This is a genomic window from Bacillus mojavensis (assembly GCF_012648005.1).
Taxonomy (GTDB): domain Bacteria; phylum Bacillota; class Bacilli; order Bacillales; family Bacillaceae; genus Bacillus; species Bacillus mojavensis.
The window spans coordinates 1,337,022-1,359,958 of the sequence record NZ_CP051464.1 but is presented as its reverse complement, the minus strand read 5'-3'; the positions used below and the strand labels follow the sequence as shown (position 1 = coordinate 1,359,958).

The 22,937-nt window shown below is 44.2% G+C and carries 29 protein-coding genes and 1 pseudogene; 5 read left to right on the top strand and 25 right to left on the bottom strand.

Going from position 1 to position 22,937, the window contains the following annotated elements:
* The first annotated feature begins 119 nt into the window (after positions 1-119).
* The 5 genes from HC660_RS07085 to spoIISC all read left to right on the top strand — a co-directional run bounded on the left by HC660_RS07085 (position 120) and on the right by spoIISC (position 2,999).
* Positions 120-737 (top strand): DUF47 domain-containing protein, encoded by a 618-nt coding sequence (locus HC660_RS07085; RefSeq protein WP_010333926.1) that lies wholly within the window; start codon positions 120-122, stop codon positions 735-737.
* Between the two features lie 12 nt (positions 738-749).
* Complete coding sequence (locus HC660_RS07080; protein WP_010333925.1) at positions 750-1,751, top strand: inorganic phosphate transporter; 1,002 nt, start codon at positions 750-752, stop codon at positions 1,749-1,751.
* Between the two features lie 109 nt (positions 1,752-1,860).
* Positions 1,861-2,607, top strand: coding sequence for a toxin-antitoxin-antitoxin system toxin SpoIISA (locus tag HC660_RS07075; protein ID WP_010333924.1), 747 nt, complete (start codon positions 1,861-1,863; stop codon positions 2,605-2,607).
* On the top strand, positions 2,607-2,777 hold the full coding sequence (locus HC660_RS07070; protein WP_010333922.1) for a three component toxin-antitoxin-antitoxin system antitoxin SpoIISB: 171 nt from the start codon (positions 2,607-2,609) through the stop codon (positions 2,775-2,777). The genes HC660_RS07075 and HC660_RS07070 overlap by 1 nt, the downstream gene beginning before the upstream one ends.
* 84 nt (positions 2,778-2,861) lie before the next feature.
* Positions 2,862-2,999, top strand: a complete 138-nt coding sequence (spoIISC, locus tag HC660_RS07065) for a three component toxin-antitoxin-antitoxin system antitoxin SpoIISC (RefSeq protein WP_128568473.1) — start codon at positions 2,862-2,864, stop codon at positions 2,997-2,999.
* A 36-nt stretch (positions 3,000-3,035) separates the two neighbouring features.
* On the opposite strand, the gene HC660_RS07060 is transcribed toward spoIISC, so the two are convergent.
* The 25 genes and pseudogenes from HC660_RS07060 to HC660_RS06940 all read right to left on the bottom strand — a co-directional run.
* Positions 3,036-3,929, bottom strand: coding sequence for an N-acetylmuramoyl-L-alanine amidase (locus tag HC660_RS07060; RefSeq protein ID WP_168747522.1), 894 nt, complete (start codon positions 3,927-3,929; stop codon positions 3,036-3,038).
* A 12-nt stretch (positions 3,930-3,941) separates the two neighbouring features.
* Entirely contained in the window at positions 3,942-4,205 is a 264-nt protein-coding gene (locus tag HC660_RS07055) for a phage holin (protein ID WP_010333919.1), read from the bottom strand.
* A gap of 11 nt (positions 4,206-4,216) precedes the next feature.
* Entirely contained in the window at positions 4,217-4,486 is a 270-nt protein-coding gene (locus HC660_RS07050) for a hemolysin XhlA family protein (RefSeq protein ID WP_168747520.1), read from the bottom strand.
* A 55-nt stretch (positions 4,487-4,541) separates the two neighbouring features.
* Positions 4,542-5,381 (bottom strand): phage-like element PBSX protein XepA, encoded by an 840-nt coding sequence (xepA, locus tag HC660_RS07045; RefSeq protein ID WP_168747518.1) that lies wholly within the window; start codon positions 5,379-5,381, stop codon positions 4,542-4,544.
* A gap of 43 nt (positions 5,382-5,424) precedes the next feature.
* Positions 5,425-5,589, bottom strand: a complete 165-nt coding sequence (locus HC660_RS07040; protein WP_168747517.1) for an XkdX family protein — start codon at positions 5,587-5,589, stop codon at positions 5,425-5,427.
* Positions 5,586-5,915: an XkdW family protein gene (locus HC660_RS07035; protein WP_168747516.1), complete on the bottom strand. Its 330-nt coding sequence runs from the start codon at positions 5,913-5,915 to the stop codon at positions 5,586-5,588. Before HC660_RS07035 ends, HC660_RS07040 begins: the two co-directional genes overlap by 4 nt.
* A 13-nt stretch (positions 5,916-5,928) precedes the next feature.
* Positions 5,929-8,010, bottom strand: a complete 2,082-nt coding sequence (locus HC660_RS07030) for an XkdV family phage structural protein (protein ID WP_168747515.1) — start codon at positions 8,008-8,010, stop codon at positions 5,929-5,931.
* 2 nt (positions 8,011-8,012) lie between these two features.
* Complete coding sequence (locus HC660_RS07025) at positions 8,013-8,285, bottom strand: hypothetical protein (protein ID WP_010333913.1); 273 nt, start codon at positions 8,283-8,285, stop codon at positions 8,013-8,015.
* Entirely contained in the window at positions 8,282-8,860 is a 579-nt protein-coding gene (locus tag HC660_RS07020; protein ID WP_010333912.1) for a YmfQ family protein, read from the bottom strand. Before HC660_RS07020 ends, HC660_RS07025 begins: the two co-directional genes overlap by 4 nt.
* Positions 8,844-9,890 (bottom strand): baseplate J/gp47 family protein, encoded by a 1,047-nt coding sequence (locus tag HC660_RS07015; protein ID WP_168747514.1) that lies wholly within the window; start codon positions 9,888-9,890, stop codon positions 8,844-8,846. Before HC660_RS07015 ends, HC660_RS07020 begins: the two co-directional genes overlap by 17 nt.
* Positions 9,883-10,308 carry a DUF2634 domain-containing protein gene (locus HC660_RS07010; protein WP_168747513.1) on the bottom strand — a complete coding sequence of 142 codons (426 nt, stop codon included), beginning with the start codon at positions 10,306-10,308 and terminating at the stop codon, positions 9,883-9,885. Before HC660_RS07010 ends, HC660_RS07015 begins: the two co-directional genes overlap by 8 nt.
* 57 nt (positions 10,309-10,365) lie before the next feature.
* Positions 10,366-10,632 carry a DUF2577 family protein gene (locus HC660_RS07005; protein ID WP_168747512.1) on the bottom strand — a complete coding sequence of 89 codons (267 nt, stop codon included), beginning with the start codon at positions 10,630-10,632 and terminating at the stop codon, positions 10,366-10,368.
* Positions 10,632-11,609: an XkdQ/YqbQ family protein gene (locus tag HC660_RS07000; RefSeq protein WP_168747511.1), complete on the bottom strand. Its 978-nt coding sequence runs from the start codon at positions 11,607-11,609 to the stop codon at positions 10,632-10,634. The genes HC660_RS07005 and HC660_RS07000 overlap by 1 nt, the downstream gene beginning before the upstream one ends.
* Before the next feature lie 15 nt (positions 11,610-11,624).
* Positions 11,625-12,284, bottom strand: a complete 660-nt coding sequence (locus HC660_RS06995) for a LysM peptidoglycan-binding domain-containing protein (protein ID WP_010333907.1) — start codon at positions 12,282-12,284, stop codon at positions 11,625-11,627.
* Positions 12,277-17,514: a transglycosylase SLT domain-containing protein gene (locus HC660_RS06990; protein ID WP_168747510.1), complete on the bottom strand. Its 5,238-nt coding sequence runs from the start codon at positions 17,512-17,514 to the stop codon at positions 12,277-12,279. The genes HC660_RS06995 and HC660_RS06990 overlap by 8 nt, the downstream gene beginning before the upstream one ends.
* The gene (locus tag HC660_RS06985) at positions 17,515-17,655 is read right to left on the bottom strand and encodes a hypothetical protein (RefSeq protein ID WP_072692631.1); all 141 of its coding nucleotides are present in this window, start codon (positions 17,653-17,655) and stop codon (positions 17,515-17,517) included.
* Between the two features lie 41 nt (positions 17,656-17,696).
* Positions 17,697-18,143: a phage tail assembly chaperone gene (locus tag HC660_RS06980; protein WP_003327445.1), complete on the bottom strand. Its 447-nt coding sequence runs from the start codon at positions 18,141-18,143 to the stop codon at positions 17,697-17,699.
* Positions 18,144-18,232: 89 nt separating this feature from the next.
* The gene (locus HC660_RS06975; protein ID WP_168747508.1) at positions 18,233-18,676 is read right to left on the bottom strand and encodes a phage tail tube protein; all 444 of its coding nucleotides are present in this window, start codon (positions 18,674-18,676) and stop codon (positions 18,233-18,235) included.
* A 1-nt stretch (position 18,677) separates the two neighbouring features.
* A complete protein-coding gene (locus tag HC660_RS06970) occupies positions 18,678-20,078 on the bottom strand; it encodes a phage tail sheath family protein (RefSeq protein WP_168747506.1) in 1,401 nt (466 codons plus the stop codon).
* Positions 20,078-20,290, bottom strand: coding sequence for a YqzN/YkzM domain-containing protein (locus tag HC660_RS06965; RefSeq protein WP_168747505.1), 213 nt, complete (start codon positions 20,288-20,290; stop codon positions 20,078-20,080). Before HC660_RS06965 ends, HC660_RS06970 begins: the two co-directional genes overlap by 1 nt.
* Before the next feature lie 2 nt (positions 20,291-20,292).
* Complete coding sequence (locus HC660_RS06960; protein ID WP_010333903.1) at positions 20,293-20,733, bottom strand: phage tail terminator family protein; 441 nt, start codon at positions 20,731-20,733, stop codon at positions 20,293-20,295.
* An 11-nt stretch (positions 20,734-20,744) separates the two neighbouring features.
* Positions 20,745-21,233, bottom strand: a complete 489-nt coding sequence (locus HC660_RS06955; RefSeq protein WP_168747504.1) for an HK97 gp10 family phage protein — start codon at positions 21,231-21,233, stop codon at positions 20,745-20,747.
* The gene (locus HC660_RS06950; RefSeq protein ID WP_168747503.1) at positions 21,230-21,586 is read right to left on the bottom strand and encodes a YqbH/XkdH family protein; all 357 of its coding nucleotides are present in this window, start codon (positions 21,584-21,586) and stop codon (positions 21,230-21,232) included. Before HC660_RS06950 ends, HC660_RS06955 begins: the two co-directional genes overlap by 4 nt.
* Entirely contained in the window at positions 21,583-21,966 is a 384-nt protein-coding gene (gene yqbG, locus HC660_RS06945) for a protein YqbG (RefSeq protein WP_010333900.1), read from the bottom strand. The genes HC660_RS06950 and yqbG overlap by 4 nt, the downstream gene beginning before the upstream one ends.
* A gap of 23 nt (positions 21,967-21,989) precedes the next feature.
* Positions 21,990-22,928: pseudogene (locus HC660_RS06940) on the bottom strand (phage major capsid protein); the annotation flags it as partial.
* Positions 22,929-22,937: the final 9 nt, after the last annotated feature.

Genomic DNA, 22,937 nt, shown 5'->3' with positions numbered 1-22,937 from the left:
ACACGTTTTACTGAAAAAGTCAAGCCGCGTTTTTTTCGACTTTTCCTGTTTTTTTTCGACAAAAGGCTATATAATAATTTGATGTGTGCATTGTTCATTCAAACTATGGAGGGTTTTTAATGATAAGAAGAAAAAAAGATAAGTTCTCACTCCTTTTAACAGAAATTGCAAAGAACATAGACGAAACTGCAGAATATTTTTTGAATTTTAAGGTCACTAACCAAACGACGCTTAAAGAGTTTGCAGATACGTTAAAGGAATATGAAACAAAAGGTGACAATCATGTTCATGTCATGATCAAAGAGCTTAACAAAGCATTCATCACTCCTATTGAGCGCGAGGATATCCTTCAGCTGACAAACAGCCTGGATGATGTGCTTGACGGAATCGAACATTTCTCTGCCATGATGGAGATTTTCTCAATTACTTCATCAGACGAGCATATCGATAAATTCAGCGGCTACATCAGAGAATGCGCGAAAGAAATTTTGATAACCATTGAGCTTCTGGCAGAAAACCGCTTAAAGGATATTCAGCCTCACGCGATCAAAATTAAAGAGTATGAGCACAGCTGTGACAACCTGCACAGAAAATCATTAAAGAATCTTTTCGGAAATGAAACAGATCCAATTAAAGTCATTCAATATCGTGAAATTTACGAAACGCTTGAGGAAATTGCCGATTCTTGCCAAAGTGTTGCCAATAATCTTGAAACCATTATTATGAAAAACGCGTAACGAGGGATAAAAATGGATATTCTATTTATATTAACGATACTAATTGTCATTTTTGCTCTGGCGTTTGATTTCATCAACGGGTTTCATGATACGGCGAACGCAATTGCGACTTCAGTATCAACAAAAGCGTTAAAACCGCGCCATGCCATTATAATGGCGGCAGTGATGAACTTTGTCGGAGCAATGACGTTTACAGGTGTTGCCAAAACCATAACGAAAGATATTGTAGACCCTTATACTTTGGAAAATGGCTCTGTTGTTATTTTGGCTGCTTTAATCGCAGCAATAGCGTGGAACCTGCTCACTTGGTATTATGGCATCCCAAGCAGCTCATCCCATGCCATCATCGGGGCGATTGCCGGTGCAGCCGTAGCGGCAGCCGGATTTACTGCGTTAAATTATAAGGGCTTCATTAAAATCATTGAGGCACTCATTTTATCACCAATTATTGCCTTTGTCCTTGGTTATATTCTTTACACCATCGTCAAGCTGATCTTCAAAGACAGCAATTTGGCGAAAACGAACAAGCAATTCCGCAGAGTGCAGATTATAACTGCTGCCCTGCAATCGTATACACACGGAACAAACGATGCGCAAAAAGCAATGGGAATTATCACAATGGCTCTCATCACAGCAAATTTACATACTTCTGCTAATGATATTCCAACCTGGGTGCAATTCGCCTGCGCGACAGCCATGGGTCTCGGAACTTCAATCGGCGGATGGAAAATCATTAAAACCGTTGGCGGAAAAATCATGAAGATTCGTCCGGTAAACGGTGTATCCGCTGACTTAACCGGGGCAGCCATTATTTTCGGCGCCACATTTATTCATTTGCCGGTCAGTACAACCCACGTCATTTCTTCATCAATCCTTGGCGTCGGTGCATCACACCGGGTAAAAGGCGTAAACTGGGGCACAGCTAAGCGGATGCTCATTACATGGGTCATCACGCTTCCAATTTCAGCGACACTTGGTGCCATCGCCTACTTTATCTTAAATATGATTTTTTAATGTCTCACCGCTTCTGTCAAAGGAGCGGTTTTTTTGATGAAACAGGAAAACCAGCCGCATTTCTAGAATACAATAATCAGAACCTATTTACGATGCGAGGGATTGATGTATGCTTTTATTCTTTCAAATCATGGTCTGGTGCACTATGGCCGCTTTAGGCTTTTACGTATACGCCACGTGGCGGTTCGAAGCGAAGGTCAAAGAAAAAATGTCCGCCATCCGAAAAACATGGTATTTGCTGTTTGTTTTTGGTGCCATGATATACTGGACATATGATCCCTCTTCCCTGTTCACAAACTGGGAGCGGTATGTGATTGTCGCTGTCAGTTTTGCTTTAATTGACGCGTTTATCTTTTTGAGTGCTTATGTTAAAAAGCTGGCCGGCAGTGAACTGGAAACAGACACAAGAGAAATTCTCGAAGAAAACAACGAAATGCTCCACATGTATCTTGATCGGCTGAAAACATACCAATATCTATTGAAAAACGAACCGATTCATGTTTATTATGGAAGTATAGAAGCATATGCTCAAGGAATTGATAAACTGCTGAAAACCTATGCTGATAAAATGAATCTGACAGCCAGTCTTTGTCACTATTCGACACAGCCTGATAAAGACCGGTTAACAGAGCATATGGAGGATCCCGCTGACGTACAAACGAGGCTGGATCGAAAGGATGTCTATTACGACCAGTATGGGAAAGTAGTGCTCATTCCCTTTACAATCGAGACACAGAGCTATGTCATCAAACTGACGTCTGACAGCATTGTAACAGAGTTTGATTATTTGCTTTTCACATCATTAACGAGCATATATGATTTGGTGCTGCCAATTGAGGAGGAAGGTGAAGGATAATGGAAAACGCGTTTCAAAACGGATGCCATCCACAGGCAAAGAAACCGTTCAAAATCCTGAAAAAACGTTCAACCACCAGTGTCGCAAGCTATCAAGTCAGTCCGCACACAGCAAGAATCTTCAAAGAAAACGAACGGCTGATTGATGAGTATAAACGAAAAAAAGCATGATCACACTAAAAGGACAAGGGAAAACAGCTCTTGTCCTTATTCCTTTTCTTAAGGGACTACATATAATAAAACAAACAGAGGATAATGTCAGGTGATACAGTGAAAAAATTGGTGCGGCGTGTGAAGGTTATTGATTACGGGAGGTTTGGCTTGTCCGGGTATTCGCTTCGGGTGAGAGAGCGGAGTGCGGGAATTCTAAAAAAATTGAGGAAGAAAAAATAAATCCCGGAGCAACTCCGGGATTTTTATGTTCTTTCATCAGCTTAATTGAGCAGCGATCTTCGCTTTTGTCGCAGGTCCGTAGATACCGTCGGCGGTTAGACCGTTAACAGACTGAAAACGCGCAACCGCGTCAGCAGTTTTCGGCCCGTAAACGCCGTCAATTCCGTTGTTCACAGCTCCTTTATCAGGATAAAAGTAGAGAGCCGCCAGCGCTCGTTGCACCTGAAAGACGTGTTCGCCTGAGGTATATGGTGTTGTCAGTTGAATGATGCCGTCAGGGAGCGGATAGAGTTCTGGCTCTACAGCGGACGAGGGGGCACTTACAATTAACACTTGACCTACTTGAATGAAATTTGGATCTTCGATATTGTTCCACTCTTGCAGCTGAGCTACAGTGACACCGAACGCTCTCGCTATGGATGTAAGTGTGTCACCTTGTTTCACGATATAAGTTTGGCTGCCGCCACCGCCAATTCCCGCTTTAAACGAGTCCCACGTATCCAACAGTTTGCGAGGGCATTCCTTCCCTGACCAATATTTGTGAGGCACCACGTTAGCGAGGCTGATAGCGTGTTCAGCCATCAATGTTTTGATCAGCCACTGGGCATTAGCAGTTGCTTTTGCAAAGTCGCCATCCGCATTTTCACAAATTTCAATCCCGATAGAAGCCCGGTTGCCGCTTCCGTTCCCGTCTCCTGCATGCCAGCCGTTTTCATTTAACGGCAGATGCTGATAAATCTCTGTATCATCAACTGTAAAATGCCAGCTTGTTGCCGTATCAGGGTTTTTCAAATAGCGGGCATGCGCTTGGGCGTCGGCGCCTGCTGCCGTGTTCGCTGTATTGTGTACGGTAATATAAAGAGGTGTCATCGCGTAGCCTGGGCGGTTATTGGCACCGACCGGAATAAAGTCTTGAATAATGTTAACCATTTTCATCTCTCCTTATTTCGTCAGATTATTTTCCTTTAGCAAGTCGCGTTGCTTTTTCCCTTTTTCTGTTACATAGTTGTTTTTAAACCAAGCTGCTAGTGTTGTCCCAATTGTGAAGATCACTGATCCTGCTGAATACAGAGCATCTGCAAGCTGATTCACCTGCTCTTCCTGTATATCCAATGGTGATTTGCCAAGCATCAGCATGCTCTGGTTGATGAGCGCAAGCAAAAGAAGCACCGTCCTAGTGACCGTGCCTTTATCATACGTTTTCATGATAATCCCCCTTAATGCTGCAGCAGGTTGTACATAATGGCGATGGCTCCGCCGATGATCCCTGTGCACACTGCTGTGATGATGGCACCTGTGATGGAGCGTTTAATCCATGTTGTATTTTCTTCAATTTTGTTTAATTTTTCGTTGAGCGTCATGATTTGCTGGTCTTGCCGGTCAGACACTCGTTCTAATGCGGAAACCCTCTGCTCCAGCGCTTTTTGTTCACCTTTTATGTCTGCTAAATCCTGCTGAAAGACATTAACATCTATGTCTTGCTGCATCATTCACTCCTCCTTTACATATGAATCACCTCCTTTCCGAGGCCAATCGCAATGGTTAAGAGACCGCGGTTCCTTTAATTGATAGACTCCCGCCGGTCATGCTGGCAATCTCCATCACGATCTCCTTAAAGCCTTTAATATCAAAGGACCAAGCCTCATCCTTGCCTAAGGTGCTGCAAGCGGCAGAAGCATCATCCGATTTCACACCTTTAATTGGAAGTTTCTGTCCTGACAAAGATTTTCCCCAAAATTTCACCTCACTCGTTTCCGCTGTGCCGAATACTTCAACGAGTAAATGCGAGGCGCCTTCTACGGATAAGGCAGCACCTTCGCCAGCCGACTCGGCATTCTCATGAAAAACAAAATCAATTGTTTTGCCGGCCTCCACTTTCAGCCGTCCGTCATCTGTCTGATTTTCCTTAAAATCAATTTGCAAAGGAAGATTTTCATTTAAGCGTACGTCCAATTCACCTGCGCCGACTGATTGATATAACACAAACTCCGATTGCTGGAGATTTCCGTTCACATATCGGAAGCGGTAATAGCGTTTTGTGATATACACCCAGTCAGTCGCTGTCAGGACACCCGCAGCTACATTGACTGCTGCCGTCGTTGTCCAAATATTGTTATTGTCGCTTTCTTCTATAAAGAGCGTGCCTTCACGATCTGCATACGCACAGCCCTTTACTTTCGAAATCAGAACTGCGCCAAGCCGGTCTTGTCCGAGCTGACTGTATGCCTCAGTGGCCTTAAGCGCGGCATTTGTTAAAATCTCCGCTACACCTGACAGATTCGAAACAGGTGTGACAAAATCGGTTTTTTCTCCTCTATACGGCTTCACAGCTCCAGCTTTTCCAGTCTTATCGAGAGGAAACTCATATTGATACTTGACCATTTTTATCCTCCTTTTCATGTAAAAACGAGCAAAATAAAAAAGCCTACATGGCTTTACCGGTAATTTCTTCATACTGGTCAGAAGTAATCAGTTTTTTGCTCACGCCTTCTGCCAGATCCTCAAATGAACAGTCTTGATATGCGACGGCCTGTTTCACCATATCTGTCGTCGCCCAATCATAATGTAAGGCAAGCACCCAATAATTCATTCAGCACTCTCTCCTTTCAAAGATAATAATGAAAGCTTTATATCTGACAGCTCGCTCCCCAACGTTTTGTTTAGCTCTTCAAGCTGCTTGCGTGCCAGCTTTTCCTGCGACAATTCCTGAGCTAGTACCTCCACCTGATCAGGCGGCTCGTACGGCGGATTTTTTTGCAGCTCTTCCCACCAGGTTTCGAGTTCTTTTTGTGTTGGGATGGGCGAGCGCAGGTTCCACTCGGCTATATAAGACCCTTCCCCGTCATTTCGAACGATAAAATCTCTTGTTGGGTCTGCACTGGGGTATTTAAACATGATTGCTTCTGCGATCATCATTTTGCCTCCTATCTTATACTGTAGGATAGTTAAGTCCTCCAAGTTCTTGGACGTCTATATAGTTGTATAGCTCGTTAAAATCGGATACACCTCTTCTATCATCACCGCTATAATTGCAATAACAATAGATCTCTATATAGTCACCTTTGTTCATAGGAACGGTTACATTACCATTTAATCCAAGGTACATTTCATTTTGCTTATCAACAAAGTCCCCTCTCTTATGGTCAATTGGTTTATACAATGATCCATTTAGATAGAGTTTCAGATGAAAATTGATGTAAGCCGGTGTATTTATCATATACAGCCCAACTCCCACTAAAAACATTCCATCATTAGGGGCAACGAATCTACTATTATTTGTGTCAAAAGCATTATGACTATCTTTTATTTTGCGTTTAAACTGAATTTTTGTATGGTTAGCTTTATTTAAATATTGTATGCTGTTAGCCCGAATATTGGCATGTGCAAATCCAGAAATTTTCTGCCAAGCTGTCCAGCCTGAATCAGCCCACCAATGGCGGATCCAAGAACCGACATGATCATAAGTTCCATTAGTTGTGTCTGCATTACCATAGAAATACTGAGTAAAGCGATAATTACTATGCTTTTCATTTTTTACAAATCCATAAGTGAGCGGGTATCCTGTAGTGTTATTAGCTCCTATATCCATAAAAGTGATTCCGGATGGGTAATCATTTCCGCTTGTTCTCGCATCTTGGATTGCATTTGTTCCTGTTAAGACAGTTAATTTTTGATTTGTATAATTTGTGTCAACATAGTTTTTTGCATCAGCTAGCGCTTTATCTGCTTTGGTTTGAGCACTTGCCTCAGTCTCGACCTTATTCCAGCCTTTAAACACGCCGTCTGTATGAATCGTTGCCATCCAAAAGGTTCCGTCGTAACTTCTAGATGCAAAAATGGTTTTTCGGCCGCCACCCCCTGTTTCAATTACATCATAGTTATACCATGATCCATCTCCTGAAACAGGATTGTTTATTATGACATTCCCTAATGCATAATAAAAGCCAGATGGCAACGTTAATAAGTCAGTCCCATCTGGGATTTTAGTCCGGCAGCCTTGAGTATCGGTTAATTTATATAGTTGTGCATTATTCCATTTGTCTTTATCAGATTTTGTTACATGGATATCTGTTTTATTGGCATGGCCATCTATCTTTGCCTGCGCCCCCGAGGTAGACTCAATTTGATACCAATTGATCGCACTATCGTTAGCGTTATAGAAAAACCACCAAGCGTTACCTCTCACATCCACAGCATAGCCAATACCTATTCCTAGCTGACCGACCAATTGCATACCTCGAAGACTTGTGTCTGACGGGTTATCTGTGACCGCGTTTGTTCCATAGAAAGTAACAGTCCCAACATCTTTGAGCGAATCATAAAAAGATCCAGATGACAGGTTAATCTTTTGTGTCCCGTTATCGGCAGTTACTTTAAATAACTGTCCCGAATTCCATTTGTCTTTATCGCTTTTATTTACATGTATTTCAGTTTTTTCTTCATGGCTCCTCACCTTAAATTGAGCGCCTTCTGAAGTTTCTAATTGAACCCAATCAGTCCAGCCGGAATCATTCAGGGTTTTTCGCCATGTACCTCCTTCATAATCCATTGCCAAAGCTTCTCCATAAGATTTGTAGCCAATATACAATCCTCTAGTGGCAAACGGTGGGGTATTGATCCCAGTCTTATCAGTATAAAAGAAAAAGGTTTGATCCAATTCTTCCACAATTTTATGAAAATCCAGACCATTTTGGATGCTTGCTAGATATTTTCCTTTTTCATCAGTTAACTTAGTTAATTGTGCGTTGTTCCACTTTGTCCTCTCACTAGATGAAATGTGTATGGTTTCATCTGAAATATGCTTGTCAAAATCCTTCTTCGCCGCCTGCTGTACATTATCCACATTCCCCAGCCCGACTTGCTCTTTTGTTGTATTGTGGGGGTTGTTCATGTCGTTTTTGTGGGCTGCCAGGTCTGTGTGGGCGTCTTTTATGCCTTTTTCCCAGCGGTTGACGTCATCTTCGTTGATGGGATCGTCCGGGAGCCAGTCGGTTTTTTCTTCGTATGCCATGTTTACACCACCTCAAAGGTAAATCTGAAATCAAGTGTTCTGTTTTCGCTGACGTCCAGGTCTGTTTTTCTTTCTGTAATGACATTGCCCAGTTCGTCAAAAATTTGTACCGTTTCGATATGTTTAATATCTTCCTCACGTTTTGTCAGAACAGTCACTTTTGCACCGTCAATGGTGAGCTCCACTATTTCTGTTTCTTGGCCGTTAAGCAGCACGTGATGAATCCTGCTTTTCAGATCGGCAGCTGTGCGTTCTCTGTATATGGTTGAAATCAAGTTAAGACCACCTCATTGTTGTTAAGGGTGACAGAATAACCGACCTTCAGCTCACTGGCTGTTCGGTATCTTCGATGATTCAGGATGACTGTGTCCTTTATTTGGAGCGTCTCATTTAATCCGCCTCTGAGCGTATACGCCAGATGTGCCGGCTTCATATTTTCCAATGCTTCGATCAGCTCATTCATGTGCTGGAGATCATCAATATTGATGTCTACATTAAAGCGGTATTCACCGGGCAGCAGGCGGACTTGTGCCGACGGGTTTTTTAAGAAACGATTCACCGCTTGCTCAATGGCCCGGTATGTGATTGGCGGAATGTTCGACATTTTTGAAATGAGCCTCAATCGCCTGATTTCGTCGGTGTCTCCTGATTCCCGCGGCACGTTTAAAATCTTTTCCCAGCGGCTGAGCCCCCATGTTGCTGTTGGCACGAATAACTGGTCTGTCAGATCAAATATGCTGTTATTTTGTTGTTCAAACTCAGGCGCTTCCGCTTTCAGGAGCTCCGACATTTCTTTAAGGCTGGTGAGAAACGGAGGCAGATAGGCTGTCATGTCATCTTGTTTGCTCAATGATCTTCACCTGCCCAAGCTTAGGGATTTCTACGTCGCTCAGCACTAAATTTTCGGAAGTGCCGTTGATTTTAATATTGGAATAATCACTGACAGACGGCGAATTATAGACGATATTATTAATTTGAGAAAGGCGGATGACATTGTCTTCGAACGCCATTTTCTTAAAGAGATTTAAAACGCCCTTCTCAATTTCTGACTTCACTTCATCAATTGAGTGATTGATCTCAGGCAGCACCTCGGCAGAAATCTCAACTTCCTTCCAGACCGCGCTTTCCACTGTGACAACGGCTCCGATTGGCGCCTGCCCCTCGCCCTGACCGGGCTCAGGGTCAATGTAGTCTTTCACTTTTTGAATTAAGATTTCAGAAGCCGGCTCAAGGTTGGCATTCGTGACGACAATTTTAACCGTCCCGTCTCCGTTCCAAAGCGGAAAGATCTTTGCTTTTCCAACCCCGTCCACTTCTTCAGCCCATTCTTTGTAATGCATTTTGTTAGCGCTGACAGCCTCGCGACGAACCCTCGTAAAATACCGTTCTCTTAAACTATCGTCTCCTTCTTCTTCACGCCCGGGAATCAGGATCTCTTTGACAATCGCTTTTTCCAATCCCGGGATAGTATCCAGTGACAACAGATTGCGTCCGGTCAAATTGGCGTTTCCTGCTTCTCCCGGCGTTTCACAGACCAACGTCCCATCTCCTGTATATTGAAAATAAAGATTATCCACGTAGAAGCGGGAGCCTTCAGGAATTCTGACGCCAGCTGTGAACTCTCCTGCTCTCACTGCCTTTGTTGCAGCTGTCCGTTCAATCCCCGCTTCCGCAGCGCGCCGGTCCAAAAACTCTCCTTGCGCGGTATCAGAAAACACAAGCTCGAGCACGGTGTTCAGCCATATATACGACTTCGCAAGCTCGGCTGCCGCCGGGGCTAATGCGTTATAAATGACGCTGCCTTCTCTTGTGTCAATATCTGCGGAGATGCTGTTCAGCATACGCTCCATTATCTCTTCAAAGGTCTGATTTTCAAACATCTGCGCCAATCACCTCCTCAATCTCAAGCGATCCTTCATCTGTCTCGACTACAAAGGAAACATGAAACGCATCGCCTTTTTTTTCTATCTCAAAATCTGTTACAGCGGAAATCCGGTCATCATAAACAAGTGCCTCTTCTATGAGCCTTGGAATCTCCATTTTTTTGTAGGCATCAGTCGTCTCATGATCTGTAAGCACGTCCTGCAGCTCATTTCCGACATTATGGCTGTATACGGAGTACGCATATCGTTCTGTTTGTAAGGCGATATACACAAACTGTCTGATCGCTTCAAGCCCGGTAATCAGCTCATTTGTAATTCTTCCGTTTTCAAAATCTATTTTGTATGTTTTAGAGGTTTCAATGACTTCGCTGTCATCTTCGATATCCTCAAACTCCACTTCTGGTGTCAGGGCCATGATGCCCACTCCTTTTTACAAGCTAAATAAAAACCCCTTCATGCCGAAGCGGTTTGTCTATACTTTATCTAAAATAAAAAACGATTGCCCGCCAGTCAGAGCCGCGGCCATGACGCGATCCCCCGGCTCGAGTGCATCGTCTCCTCCGGACTGCATCCGTTTTGGGATGATGAGGGCGTCAGCCGGTATGATCAGTTTGCTGTTTTCTTTTAATTTGATTTCAACAGGAGAAACCGAAACCACCTCAGCGGGGAGCAGCTCCACCGGAGATTCAGCATCAACCGCACCGACGGCCAAATGTTTAATGGCTTCACTCAATCTCATCAGGAAACCCCTTCCGGCATCGTATTCTTTTCGACTACATCAATGGTCATCGTATGTTTCGTTCCTTTAAACTCGTGCCGATCTGTATCTACCCAGTAGGTTTTCTTAATCCCGGCCTCCGGAATGGAAATATAAACAGGCAAGCCGCTCTGCACTTCTGGAATGCCGACTGCCTGAATATTTTTCAGTTCTTTTTTTACGCCCTTTTTTTCGGCAAGGCGTACGTCAGCTCTCTGCTGAAGCTGCGCCTGGTTAATTTCGTCTGTTACAGTCTCCGTATATTGAAGCACGCCGTATTTGTTTAAGCCTGAACTGTCCTTCGCAGACGCTTTATACGTCTTATTATCCTTCTGGCGGCGCAGTACGACTCGTGTAGCGGTATCATTTATAGACGTGCTGTATTGGTAGCCCGTAATATTGACTCCGGTTTCCAGCACCCATACCTCTGCCGGATCTGGCCAAGCGCGCAGGCCGAGCTTTCCTTTTTCCGAATACAGCTGATAATTCCGTCCTGTCTGGCTTTTCGTCTGTTTCAACGCTTTTAAGATGATGTCATACAGGGTCGTATCATTTTTAATGACAAGGCTTTTGATCGTATGGCCTGTGTTCGCAATCGAGGCTGTCGGTATCTGAAAATCATTGGCAATCCTCCTGATCATCTGGTCAGCACGCTGGTTGGAAAACACGTACACATCCTGATTTTTGACCAGATATTGCAGCATATCGTAAGCACTGAAGGCAAGCGTATGTTCATCAGGCGTTCGGGCGAAGACGGTCCCGCGGAAAAGCTCTTTTCCCTTCCATTTAAACAAGACGGTATCTCCTTCTGTGACGCTGTAATACGTATGGTCGCCCTGTTTGATGACGATGGTCGCTTCTATGGAGCGCGGCGCCTGAAAGCGGTGCCCCTCCAGCGACACGCTTTCCGCTACCAGCTCAAGCCATTCTGTATCTTTAATGACAAACAATTCTATCATCATACATCACCTGTCTCATTGCGGTATCTTTAATTTTTGGCCGGGAAAAATCCAGTGGCCCGGCTGCCTGATATTTCGTTTGCTTCGTTTAATCATGGCTGTTTTATTGGCATTCCAAATTTTGCGCCATTGCGTGCTGTTCCCGTAAAATCTGCCGGCAATGTCCCAAAGCGTGTCCCCCTTTTTCACTGTATAGGTTTTCGGAGACGCCTTCGACGGGCGTTTTGCCTTTGTTTTTTTCTTCTGCTTGATTTTTCGGGGTGATGCGGTTTTGTATTCTTTCAGTACAATATCAAAATCCCTATCTCCTATCTCTTTGTCTCCTTCACTGTATTTAAGACTTTCAATGCTGCATGTCATATTGATTTTTGTTCCCGTAATTAAAAATTGGACAGGCTTTTTCGCCTTCATCCATTTTTCAATTTTAACAATGGCGTTCTCTGGAGAAGGGATATTCTGATATTCAGCTATCGGGCTATACCTTTTTGGAAAAAAAGAAGAAAAAGAGATTTCTTTAGCTCCGGGCTCTTCAATAAATGTGATTTCACCCAGCCCTGTTATTTTTACTGAGTCATTTTGTAAGCTATTAGATACGTCAATTGTCTCGGGAAGAACGGGAAATCGCAGCTTTTCCTTCCCCTGTGATATCCAAAATTCATAGACAGACTTAGTCAAAAGCCACGACCCCCTTTGTTCCGGTGTTAATGTCTTTTTGTAATTCATCAAGTAATGCTTGCCTGATTTTAGCTACTAGACTGTCAGCATCCTGTCCGTTATGAAAATGCTGGTCGCCATTGAATTCAATCTTTATTTCTTTCGTTCCGGCTGTTTGTACCGTTTGCCGGGATCCGGAAGTAACGGCTGCTGAAACTTGTCCTGATGAAAGCTCAGACTGCTGAGTTTGTGATGGATCTGTTACTTCCATTCCTAAAGCTTGGGCTGCTCTCTGAAGGAGGTAGCGGCCGCGAATGCCCCGCTCCTCCGGAATGATCCATTCCCGCTTGTTTCCTTCACCGACACGGGCGATTTGTTCTTTTGTGATCAGTCCGCCGTTGGCATATCCAACATACGGTCCGCCACGTCTCAAGCTTTTAATACCAGGCACATTGTCAATTGAGCCGTATCTGCTTTTAATGTAGCCGATCGCTGCAGCAGCGTTGTGAATCGGGTTTCTAATGTTACCCATGCCTGGCGCTTTATGTGCATTAAAAGTGGTCGGGACTGTCTGCATGAGCCCTTGGGATGGATTTCCCGCCTTCGCATTGCTATCCCACAGGTTAATAGAGTTCGGGTTGCCCCCTGATTCATACTGTGCAATCGTCATTAATCCCGAGAGCCAGCTCAATGGTGTTTTTGTGGCCATCATTGCAGCCATAAGCCACTGTTTCACATTTCCTCCCACTGCTCCCATTCCGGAATAAGCAGCAGCCAGTGAACCAGCTTGCTTTTCAGCGTATTTTTTCACATCGACAGAATCCAGGCCTTTTACAACACCGACTGAGGCAAAGCGGCCAAGACTCATCATAACTCGAGAAGGCGAATGGATATCTAATTCTTCACGGAAAGCCTTCTCAACTTTTTTCGCGAGTTCCTTGGCGGCTTCATGGACTTCACTTGCTTTTGAAGTCATACCTGATACAAAATTCCCGATCATACCGGTTCCCCAGCCATTTGATGATTCTTTAGATCGCAAAAACGGCTTATTCACATGTGTATTTACATATTGATCAGTACCGGTTTGGGAACTATTCTGTCCTGAAGCAAACCCTTTGATTGTACCGCTTCCCCATGATGAAGATTTATTTACAGTAGCTTGGAACGGTGTTTTGACTTTTGATTGTAAAAAGCCGTCTGTTCCGGTTGCTGTGCCGTTTTGCCCCTTAGCATAGCCGCTTACCATCTGTTTTCCGTAATTTGGTGAAGAAGAAATCATTTGTGTAAATGGCGTATTGATGTTTTTCTTTTTCCAATCTTCCATTTTGACCGGCTGATTGCTGATGCCTTTACCAAAGCCTTCTGAAAATTGCTGTCCGAGTGTGGACGCTTGCCCTGTCAGATTTGCAGTGTCCATTGATGGAGAGGCTGATCCTGATAACGGACTGGCAGCAGCTCCTCTTGATACAGATACCGGGCTTCCAGCAGAAGACGAAGCGGTTCCCATATTGTCTACGACTTGCATACCAAGTTTAGACGCCGCTTGTGAGAGAAGCATTTTACCTCTGCCTCGGTTATTATCAACTGGGATAACGAATTCCTTGCCGGCTTCACCGATCCATGAAATGGTTGGTTTGGTGATGTAGCCGCCTGTGGCATTTTTATCAGTTTTAGTTTTTTCTCCTTTATAGTCATCCGGGTCTCCTCCGCCAGTTACGAAGTTGACAATGCTTGAGACAACGCCGCCTGCTTTATCCCAAATTTTCTTTACCCAGCCGAACGCTTTAGAAAAAGCATCCGAAACTGTTTCTCCAACCTTAGTAAGAGGTTCTTGAATATTCTTTTTAAACCAGCCGCTCAGACCCTTCCAAATGTTCTTGACCGTATCTAAAGCTTTTTGGAAAGCATCAGATATTCCCTTGCCTACATCTAAGACTGTATTTTTAACTGGGTTCCAAACTGTATCCATGAACCATCCTGATACTGTACTGAAAACACTCTTAACCTTATCCCAAGCGCCCGTCATTTTATCCCAGATAGTGGTTGCCGCTCCGATAACAGCCGATTTGACTGGCTCCCATACATTGCTCATAAACCATGAAGCAACTGCACTGAACACATTTTTAATCGTAGTCCATGCGTTTACAATTTTAGACCATATCGCTGTAGCCACACCGACAACCGCGGATGATACCGGTGTCCAAACATTATCCATAAACCATGTTGCCACGGTACTAAAGATTGTTTGTATCGTGGTCCATGCGTTTACAATATTTGACCATATACTTGTAGCCACACCCACAACTGCGGATGATACTGGTGTCCAAACATTGTCCATAAACCATGTTGATACAGTTCCCCAAATACCCTGAATGGCTGACCAAGCATTTTGCGCTCCCTCTGTAATGCTGTTCCATGTATCATTCAGTGCGCCGGCATCAAATGCCTTCCCTAAACTTTCACCACCGAAAGTGCCGGCAATTCCTCCTACAACACCGCCAATAGCGGTTCCCACTCCAGGCACAACGCTTCCAATAGCCGCTCCGGCAGCTGCTCCGGCTAAACCTCCGCCGGCTGAACCTACTTTTTCACCGGCATTATCCTTATTGATTCCAGCTAAGTCAGTTAGAGACAAAATTTCGCCTAATCCCGGTATTCCTTTTGCGGCTCCTTTTAAACCCTTCAGTCCGCCCTTCAAACCTTTTGATTCTCCCAATGTTTTCAGAAGGCCTGAAAAACCTTTGCCTGATCCGCCTTTAGCTGCTTTTGCCGATTTAGGCGTATTCACAGGATTTGATTGATTGCCTTTCTTTGATGAACCGTTTCTATTTTTGACTTTTTTGCTTTTGCCTGTACTGATACCGGCACAACAGCATCCGCAAGCTCCGCCCCATTTGCCGCCTGATTTCTTCGATTTAGAACCTGACGCTTTTTGGTTCATCGAAGGTTTTTTAGTGCGGTTTGAGTTGTTTGAAGTTGAATGATTTGTATTGGCTTTTGAGGCTCTTTGTTTGCCTTTGCTTCCGCTGGATTTGCCGCCAAACAGTCCTCCAAAATCCAGATTCCCCAGTTTTTCAGCAATGCCTTTTATCATTTTTTCAAAAAATTCCGCCGCTTTTTCAATAATTTTATCAGGGCTGAATTTCTCAAATTTTTTCGCGATTTTTGAGACAATATTATCAAAAAACTTTTCTGCTTTATTCGCGATTTTATCTGGGTTGAGGAAATCGAATTTTTCAGAGATTTTGTCAACAATATTTGTTACAAAGTCTTCCGCTTTAGTGAAAATTGCGTCCGGACTGAATTTACTTACGATATCATCCACTTTTTTCATAAAGGAGTCTGTAAACTTGTCCAGTTCGTTAAAAATGGTTTCTGGACTGAATTTACTTACGATATCGTCCACTTTATTCATAAAGGAATCCGCAAACTTATCTAGTTCGTTAAAAATGGTTTCTGGGCTGAATTTACCTACGACATCGTCCACTTTTTTCATAAAGGAATCTGCAAACTTATCCAGTTCGTTAAAAATGGTTTCTGGGCTGAATTTACTTACGACATCGTCCACTTTTTTCATAAAGGAATCTGTAAATTTATCAAGCTGCTTAAAAATGGCTTCAGGGCTGAACTTACTTGCGATTTCGTCTACTTTTTTCATAAAGGAGCCTGTAAACTTGTCAAGCTGCTTAAAAATGGCTTCAGGACTAAATTTACTTGCGATTTTGTCCACTTTACCCATGAATGATGTTGTGAACTTATCCAGCTGTGCCAGAATCGTTTCTGGACTGAACTTTGTCGCAATTGCATCTACCTTACTCATAAACGATGTTGTGAACTTATCCAGCTCTGTCAAAATTGTCTCTGGACTGAACTTTGTCGCAATCGCATCCACCTTACTCATAAACGATGTTGTGAACTTATCCAGCTCTGTCAAAATCGTCTCTGGACTGAACTTCGTCGCGATTTCGTCCACTTTTCCCATGAACGATGTTGTAAACTTATCCAACTCTGTCAAAATCGTCTCTGGACTGAACTTCGTCGCGATCTCATCCACTTTTCCCATGAACGATGTTGTAAACTTATCCAGCTCTGCTAAAATCGTATCCGGACTGAACTTCTCAGCTAGTGCAGTCATTTTAGATGTAATGGATTCTGTGTATGATTCTAATTTTGAGGTGATCGATTCGGGTGTAAAGTGTTCAAATTCCTTCAAAAAGGTATTTTTTAATTCCTCAATCGCGTTGCTGATACCGACTGTACCTTCACTAATAAATGAATCTAAAAGGCCTCCGCCTCCTGATTCTGCGGCTCCTCCAGCTCCTGGGTTCAATCCGTTGCAGCAGCACGCATTTTCTGCCGGAGTTTTTTCTTCGGGACCGAACACTTTATCTAATAAAGCATAAAACTTATCATCCAGTATTTTTTCTGGATTAAACTTTTCAAACTTTTGAGTAACACGATCAATAACGGCTTCTTTATATTCAGTTACTTTTTCATCTAGTTTTTCTTTGATCTTCTTTTTACCTTCTTCAACGAGGTTTCCCCAGAAGGAACCGCCTTCTTTTTCCTCTCCCTTTTTGCTCTCTGCTTTCTTAGCTGATGGGGAAGCGGTTTTCTCAGCTGTCTTTAGTTTCCCAAAGCTATCAATTTTCTTCTGAAGTTCATCCAGCTTTTTTGATACCTGATCATTCAAAGTAAGCTGAATTTGATTATCTTTTTGTGTAAGTGCACCAATGCCTGCTGAAATGCGGCCGACTGTTTTCATGACGTGATCAATCACGCGTATCGTAACAGAGTAACCATTTTTAAGTGCGGTTTCCATATAACGCTGTATTTTTTGCACAGCTGGCGAAACTTGATCTTCCGCACTCAGCATAATCGTAAAGCCTTTGAAACCCGCAACGAACTCTCTTAATCGTTCAAACTTTTCTGTTGCTTGATCATTAGCGCCAATTTTAATAGATACCGATGCCGGCAATCCCTGCAATTGAGTTTGAACCTTCTGAATGACAGTGCTGGCGTTATCCTCAGCTGAAATGGATATCGTTTGGGCCCCAAGCTTTTTCTTTATTGATTTTTGTATCCGATCAATTGTACTTAACACAGTTTTGCTTTCTTTTCGTATATCAATAGCGCTATTTCGCTGTGCCATTTTTCTATACTTTTCAAGTGCTCTAAACCCATTTTGTATCTTTCTTAACTTTTTGCTTACACGGTCTTCCATTTCAAATCTTGCTGTCAGCTTTGCCAATTACGATGCCCCTCCTTTCTTAGCTTGTTTTTCAAGAAGATCCAGCTTATATCCAATCAGTCCATACAAAAGCGCCTTAAAGTTTCTGGGCGCTTCATACAGTTCTAATAAATCCGATGGAGAATAATGAAGCTCGTGCATCGCATAGTAGAGATACACGGCTTCTTTATGCCCATCCTTGATTAGTTTTTTACTTCTTCTTCCAGATCCTCTAATTCATCTTCGAAACCATTAATCTCAATCGCTTTGTTGAGCCAGTTTGCGTATTCGCCTCCAACTGAGAGGACGCGTTTCGCAACTTCTACCGGGTCGGCCGTTTTGTAAGCTTCTCGAAGCTCTTTTGAACGGAAGTCCGGATAAACGGTTGATTCAACTGCGATTCGGGCATAAAAGCGCTGGCTGTCTAAATCTTTTACACGGCCTCTGCCTTTGACATTTTTATAAGTTGTTGTTTCTTTCTCTAATTCATCAATGCGCTCCGTCGTGATCGCTTTAAATATAAATGGTACGATGTCCCCTTTTTTATCAACAAAACGCTTAGAGATCGGCACTTTGATTTCTTCGGCTTCGATTGTTTTTCCCGGCATAAAAAAGGAAAGATCATATACGTTTTCGTTCTTCTCGCTCATGTAAAAAACTCCCTTATCTTTAAATTGATTTCATCATTAAAAAACAGACCTTTCTGAGAAAGGTCTGCGTATGGCTTGTTCAGTTTTGATTAAAACGTGTCAGAAAGCTTTTCAGGCACGTCGAAGTCTTCAAATGTAAACGGAACTTCTTCCTCTAACGCTTCTGAATCAACATCGAGGCTGGCGATTTTGGCGGAGTCGAAGTTTACATCGTAAAGTGTGACTCGTTCTGTGCCTCTTCCGGAGGACTTATCATCCAGCAAAGCTTGCAGCGTAAAGTAAGGATCACTGCCTTTTTTGACGTAGTCCATCATCAGGATGACAAATTTTGATGTGACTTTGTAGAATGTCGCTGTGCCTGTTCCGTTTGCGCCTGTTGTTTTATGGCCTGTCATGCGGCGGCCCATAATGTTTACTTCAGACTTGTTTTTCTCCACATTTGCTTCAAATGTTTTGATATGCGCCATTTCTTCGCCATCGAGAAATAAGCGTCCTTCTTTACCTGAAATCGTGTTTTGTGCTTTTAATGCCATATTAGTTTACCTCCACATTAAAGTAGAATTTTTCTGCTGCGTCGACAGGCTGTACAGCCAGGTCAATCAAGAAGCCGTCACGATCTTCATTCATTGAAATTGTGATATCTTCATCAGAATCAAAACCGATAATGCCGCCCGCATCCTGAAGCGTTGTCATGTATTGCGTAATCATCGTTTTCACATACTGAAGTCCGTCTTCAGACGCCGGAATATCGCTTCCGCTGCCTTTTCTTGATTTAATTAAGGCTTTCAGCTCGCGTGTTAAATCGTTATTGACGGCGTCTAAGACACGGACGATTTTGTTTTTCGCAAACTTCTTGTTTTTCTCAGCCGTAAACGTGACAAGTGAGTTAATGTCTTTTTCAACGCTTACCGATTTATCACGGGCGTCAAATGTGAATAAAAATTCGCCTTTGCCTAAGCGTTCCACAATCGTGTCGTGGTCAAGGCGGTTTAAGACATCAACGGCTCCTTCATACTCCACAAATGTCAGCGATTGGTTAAAGGTTGCTCCCGCACTTGCGCCTGCTACCCAAGCTGTTGCTTTGTCCGGTGTCACTTCTGTTCCGTCTTCCAGCAGCACACCTTCTGTCACGTTGATGATGCCTTCATAGTCACCGCTGTAGTTAGCTGTAACCCCTTGAACTTTTTGCCCTTGGCCGTCACGCAGACGCTTAATGAATGCGGCAAAGGTCGCCTTCAGCTGATCTCCTTCTGCAACCGGCAAAGCGATGACATCAAAGCTCTCCGTTTCAGCCGCAGCCAAGAAATCGGTATAGTCTGAGTTGACCGGGGCTTTATCTGTTCCGCCGGATAAACGGATTCCCGCAGATGCGTTCAGCGTCTCGGCAGCCGTGTCTCCCTCTGATCCAGTCAGCGGAATTGAAGAGGAAAGATCTCCTGTTCCGGTAAATGTCACATAGCCGTTCGCTGTTAACTCTTCAGCTTTTTTGACAGTCTGTTTATCCACTTCTGATTCATCCATATACGTTGTGACATCAAATGCCGCTGCATCCAGTACGTTTTCATTGATGCGGATGATGATGTCATTCCCTTTTGATCCGCCGTATAAAGCAGTCGCTTTAACGCCTTCGGCAATATCGGCAGATGCTCTGACGCCTTCAGTGAGACGGTACATCAATACCGTTTTCGCGTTTTTCTTCGCTTCACGCAACAGTAATAAAGATGGATCGTCGATGCTGAGACCCACTTTTTTGTTTAAATCCTCCACGCTTGAAATAGAGACGAATGTTTTCGCTTCGCCCCAGCTTGATGCAACCGGAAGTGCGACCGTCCCCCGTTCACCAAGTGACACCCGTTCCTGTGCCGTCGTTTTAAAATTGAAATAAATGCCTGCACGTTCCTTTTCTGTTCCTGCTGTAAATGTTCCGCCATTCATTATTGCATGACCTCCTTAGTTAAAAATGTTTGTATCAATTGACTGGCCTCTGATTTCGCCAGACGTGTTTTGTCCACGCCAAATAAAGCCCCCTGAAGGATCTCCGGCTTAACGCCGAACAGCTCCTTTGCGTGCTTGATCAAATCCGCTGTATCAAAAAGAGCTTCCCGGCTCTCTGTATGTACAGCCTTCGCTTGTTTCTGCTTTGCCACCGCTACTTCACCCCGCTGTTCATGTCGATATCCTGTAAGACAGGCTGTTCTGTTTTGTGATAATAATATCGGCTGCTCCACCTGATCACCATGACCGCCTCGCCCCTGTCTCCTACCCTCGTCTCGATTCGGGTGATGCGAACCATATCCCCCGTCTTCTCACCGGATTCACTGAGCAGCGGAACCATATTTCTCGCTTCTCTGATGGCATCCGCGAGCCTGTCCGCTTCATCCAGCGCCTGCACGGAGTCAAGATGAAACAGCTTCACATTGAGACTGTAGGTTTTTTTAAATGTGGAGACCGTATCTGTTTCTTCAAAAACAGATGGCGCAGGGACATATAAAGACGGCACTTGAAACTGATCAGGCAGCTGGCTTTCATAAATGGGAACAGACCACTGGCTGTACAAAAAAGCCATGATCGATCCTGTTTCGCTGTTCATCCCGCTCCTCCTTACATCTTTTTCAGCCACTGGCGCAATTTATGTTCCATTGATGTTGCAAACAGCTTTTCATATAGAAGCAGTGCATGCTCCCAATAGCCCGTACCGGGTATCCATTTTTTCTTAAGTGCCATGCCTGTGGAAGAAGCCGGATCATAGATAAACCGCGAGCCTTGAAAATGCCCCGGCACCCATCTCACATCGTCTCCTTTTAACGTCCAGTGGCCGTCATTGAGAAAAGAGGCATATTCAAGCTGGGTCCCGACCTCAAGTGAGAGTCCGCCGCTTTGTGCCATCCAGAGGTTGTCCTCTGAGCCTTTCTGAAAGGAGCTGAGCAGTTTTTCTGTATCTATCGTTTGCGTGCTGATGAGTTCAGATTGTACGATCTCCAGAAAATCTTGCCCACACTCTTCAAGCCACCGGGACGCCTCGCGGGAAAAACCGCCGGATGCCGCTTCTTTTAACGATGCGTTCAGCTGTTTAAGCCCCGCTATCTTCATAGACTTTCATCCCTGACAGCAATGACTTCCCAATGATGGTGTCTGATCTTTTTTGGCAGCTTCAGAATATAGCTGTTGTGTTGCCAAATGATTTTGTCGTTCATACGGATATCCGAAGATCCTGGAAAATGGACAAGAAAGCTGTGGTACACGGTTTGATCAGGCTCCTCCTGAATCAGCTGCTGCGTTTTTTCTGTAAAATAGCAGGGGACATTTTCTTCATCGGGTATATCCGGATATGAAAATACCGGCTGAAGCTTGTCCGCCGGAATCCCGAATCGTCCCGCCAGCGGCGACTGCGCTGTTTCATGATAAATATCACAGCGATGGATCAGCATCTGCTGATAGCTCATAACGACCGCACCTTCAATCTGGCGGACTCCGGAACATAATCCGGTTGGATAAACTCTTCCAGCAAATGATACACATCGGGCTTTTGAATACCGGCTTCACCGGAAACCGTGTAGGAGTAATCCCCCATTTTCTCAGACTGATAGCTTGATGCCGCTGATTCGTCGCTGTTTACTAGCGCAAAGTATTGGGCGAGCTTCAGCAAAGCTAATTTTGCCTTTTCAGGAAGCGGATCGTAGACGCTGTCTGTAAAGCTGTGCCCTGTAATGAGGGCAGCTTCCGATTCCGCCTCGATGATATCCTGCGCCAGCAGTTCTTCCGGCCTGTTTTTCACCTGGTCATAGACCGAATAAGAAACGATGTCAGTCGGTTCGATGAGCATATAAGCTGGCCACCCCATTTCTATTATTCTTTTACGTTAATTAATTTAGCGCAGGCATCCTCTTCCTCGAATTTGCTGTCCAGCTTGGCTGTTAAGACAATGATGAACTTACGGGAGCGGATATCCTTGTCGACTTCGATTCGAATATTGCGCGAGAAGCCGAGAATGATATTTTTCGGATGTGTCAGAATGATATCAGACGCATCATATTGCGCGTCTCCCTCTCCGACTGCGTACGGCTGGATATTGGATACCCCTTTTACCGGTACGCCGAATGCTGTGGACAAGCCGCCTTGGACAGCCTGGTCCCCAAGATTTGTCTGACGGTCCGCCACGCGGTCCTTCCATTCAATTTCTAAGCCGTGAGAGGTATAGAATCTGAATTCCTGAGGGATACGCAAATATTTTGGCGGAACAGCCTTTAAGCCTTTTTTAAATGTCGCTCTGGACAGTTCTTCACCGTTCATATCGACGATGTGGGACACTGCTTGTTTACGGATCCCGTCAAGCTGCGCCAGGTATGGATCTTTTGATGCCGTATCTCCGTTTACGATCAGCTCTTCAATATCAACTGCCGCCCGCTCTGCTAAAATTTGCATGATCGTTTGCTGCAGTCCGCCTTTTTCGATATTGTTTTCGAGCGTGTCGTACGTAATGTTAATTTCCGCAATGACTTCCTTTGTGTTCAGCTGGACAGTGCTGGTCGTCGGAACCGTCAGCTCGTCTGTTGTCAGCGCCTTTCCTTCTTGAGCTGCACGTAAGATACGCTGGCCGAAGCCGATTTTCTCAAATTTTTGTGAATCGTTTTCCATTTGAATCACGCGGGATTCACTGAAAATGGTCGGCGTGTTTTGCACCATGCGGATAAAAGCTGATGCTTGTGCAGGGTTCATGAGCCCGCCGCTTTTTAAAGCAGAAAGCGACATTTCCGCTTTCCGAATGATCTCTTGATTTCTCAATTGATTTCCTCC

What these genes read in the sequence shown, in the direction of transcription:
- HC660_RS07040 (WP_168747517.1), bottom strand. Translation starts at nt 5,589, where the DNA reads ATGAATTATTGGGTGCTTGCCTTACATTATGATTGGGCGACGACAGAT.
- HC660_RS06980 (WP_003327445.1), bottom strand. Translation starts at nt 18,143, where the DNA reads ATGAGCGAGAAGAACGAAAACGTATATGATCTTTCCTTTTTTATGCCG.
- HC660_RS06970 (WP_168747506.1), bottom strand. Translation starts at nt 20,078, where the DNA reads ATGAATGGCGGAACATTTACAGCAGGAACAGAAAAGGAACGTGCAGGC.
- HC660_RS07075 (WP_010333924.1), top strand. Translation starts at nt 1,861, where the DNA reads ATGCTTTTATTCTTTCAAATCATGGTCTGGTGCACTATGGCCGCTTTA.
- xepA (WP_168747518.1), bottom strand. Translation starts at nt 5,381, where the DNA reads ATGGTCAAGTATCAATATGAGTTTCCTCTCGATAAGACTGGAAAAGCT.
- HC660_RS06950 (WP_168747503.1), bottom strand. Translation starts at nt 21,586, where the DNA reads ATGAGCTATCAGCAGATGCTGATCCATCGCTGTGATATTTATCATGAA.
- HC660_RS06975 (WP_168747508.1), bottom strand. Translation starts at nt 18,676, where the DNA reads ATGGCATTAAAAGCACAAAACACGATTTCAGGTAAAGAAGGACGCTTA.
- HC660_RS07010 (WP_168747513.1), bottom strand. Translation starts at nt 10,308, where the DNA reads ATGGCCCTGACACCAGAAGTGGAGTTTGAGGATATCGAAGATGACAGC.
- HC660_RS07080 (WP_010333925.1), top strand. Translation starts at nt 750, where the DNA reads ATGGATATTCTATTTATATTAACGATACTAATTGTCATTTTTGCTCTG.
- HC660_RS07085 (WP_010333926.1), top strand. Translation starts at nt 120, where the DNA reads ATGATAAGAAGAAAAAAAGATAAGTTCTCACTCCTTTTAACAGAAATT.
- HC660_RS07070 (WP_010333922.1), top strand. Translation starts at nt 2,607, where the DNA reads ATGGAAAACGCGTTTCAAAACGGATGCCATCCACAGGCAAAGAAACCG.
- HC660_RS07000 (WP_168747511.1), bottom strand. Translation starts at nt 11,609, where the DNA reads ATGATAGAATTGTTTGTCATTAAAGATACAGAATGGCTTGAGCTGGTA.
- HC660_RS07050 (WP_168747520.1), bottom strand. Translation starts at nt 4,486, where the DNA reads ATGCAGCAAGACATAGATGTTAATGTCTTTCAGCAGGATTTAGCAGAC.
- HC660_RS06985 (WP_072692631.1), bottom strand. Translation starts at nt 17,655, where the DNA reads ATGCACGAGCTTCATTATTCTCCATCGGATTTATTAGAACTGTATGAA.
- HC660_RS07005 (WP_168747512.1), bottom strand. Translation starts at nt 10,632, where the DNA reads ATGAGATTGAGTGAAGCCATTAAACATTTGGCCGTCGGTGCGGTTGAT.
- yqbG (WP_010333900.1), bottom strand. Translation starts at nt 21,966, where the DNA reads ATGCTCATCGAACCGACTGACATCGTTTCTTATTCGGTCTATGACCAG.
- HC660_RS07035 (WP_168747516.1), bottom strand. Translation starts at nt 5,915, where the DNA reads ATGATGATCGCAGAAGCAATCATGTTTAAATACCCCAGTGCAGACCCA.
- spoIISC (WP_128568473.1), top strand. Translation starts at nt 2,862, where the DNA reads ATGTCAGGTGATACAGTGAAAAAATTGGTGCGGCGTGTGAAGGTTATT.
- HC660_RS07055 (WP_010333919.1), bottom strand. Translation starts at nt 4,205, where the DNA reads ATGAAAACGTATGATAAAGGCACGGTCACTAGGACGGTGCTTCTTTTG.
- HC660_RS07060 (WP_168747522.1), bottom strand. Translation starts at nt 3,929, where the DNA reads ATGGTTAACATTATTCAAGACTTTATTCCGGTCGGTGCCAATAACCGC.
- HC660_RS06960 (WP_010333903.1), bottom strand. Translation starts at nt 20,733, where the DNA reads ATGAACAGCGAAACAGGATCGATCATGGCTTTTTTGTACAGCCAGTGG.
- HC660_RS06955 (WP_168747504.1), bottom strand. Translation starts at nt 21,233, where the DNA reads ATGAAGATAGCGGGGCTTAAACAGCTGAACGCATCGTTAAAAGAAGCG.
- HC660_RS07015 (WP_168747514.1), bottom strand. Translation starts at nt 9,890, where the DNA reads ATGTTTGAAAATCAGACCTTTGAAGAGATAATGGAGCGTATGCTGAAC.
- HC660_RS07030 (WP_168747515.1), bottom strand. Translation starts at nt 8,010, where the DNA reads ATGGCATACGAAGAAAAAACCGACTGGCTCCCGGACGATCCCATCAAC.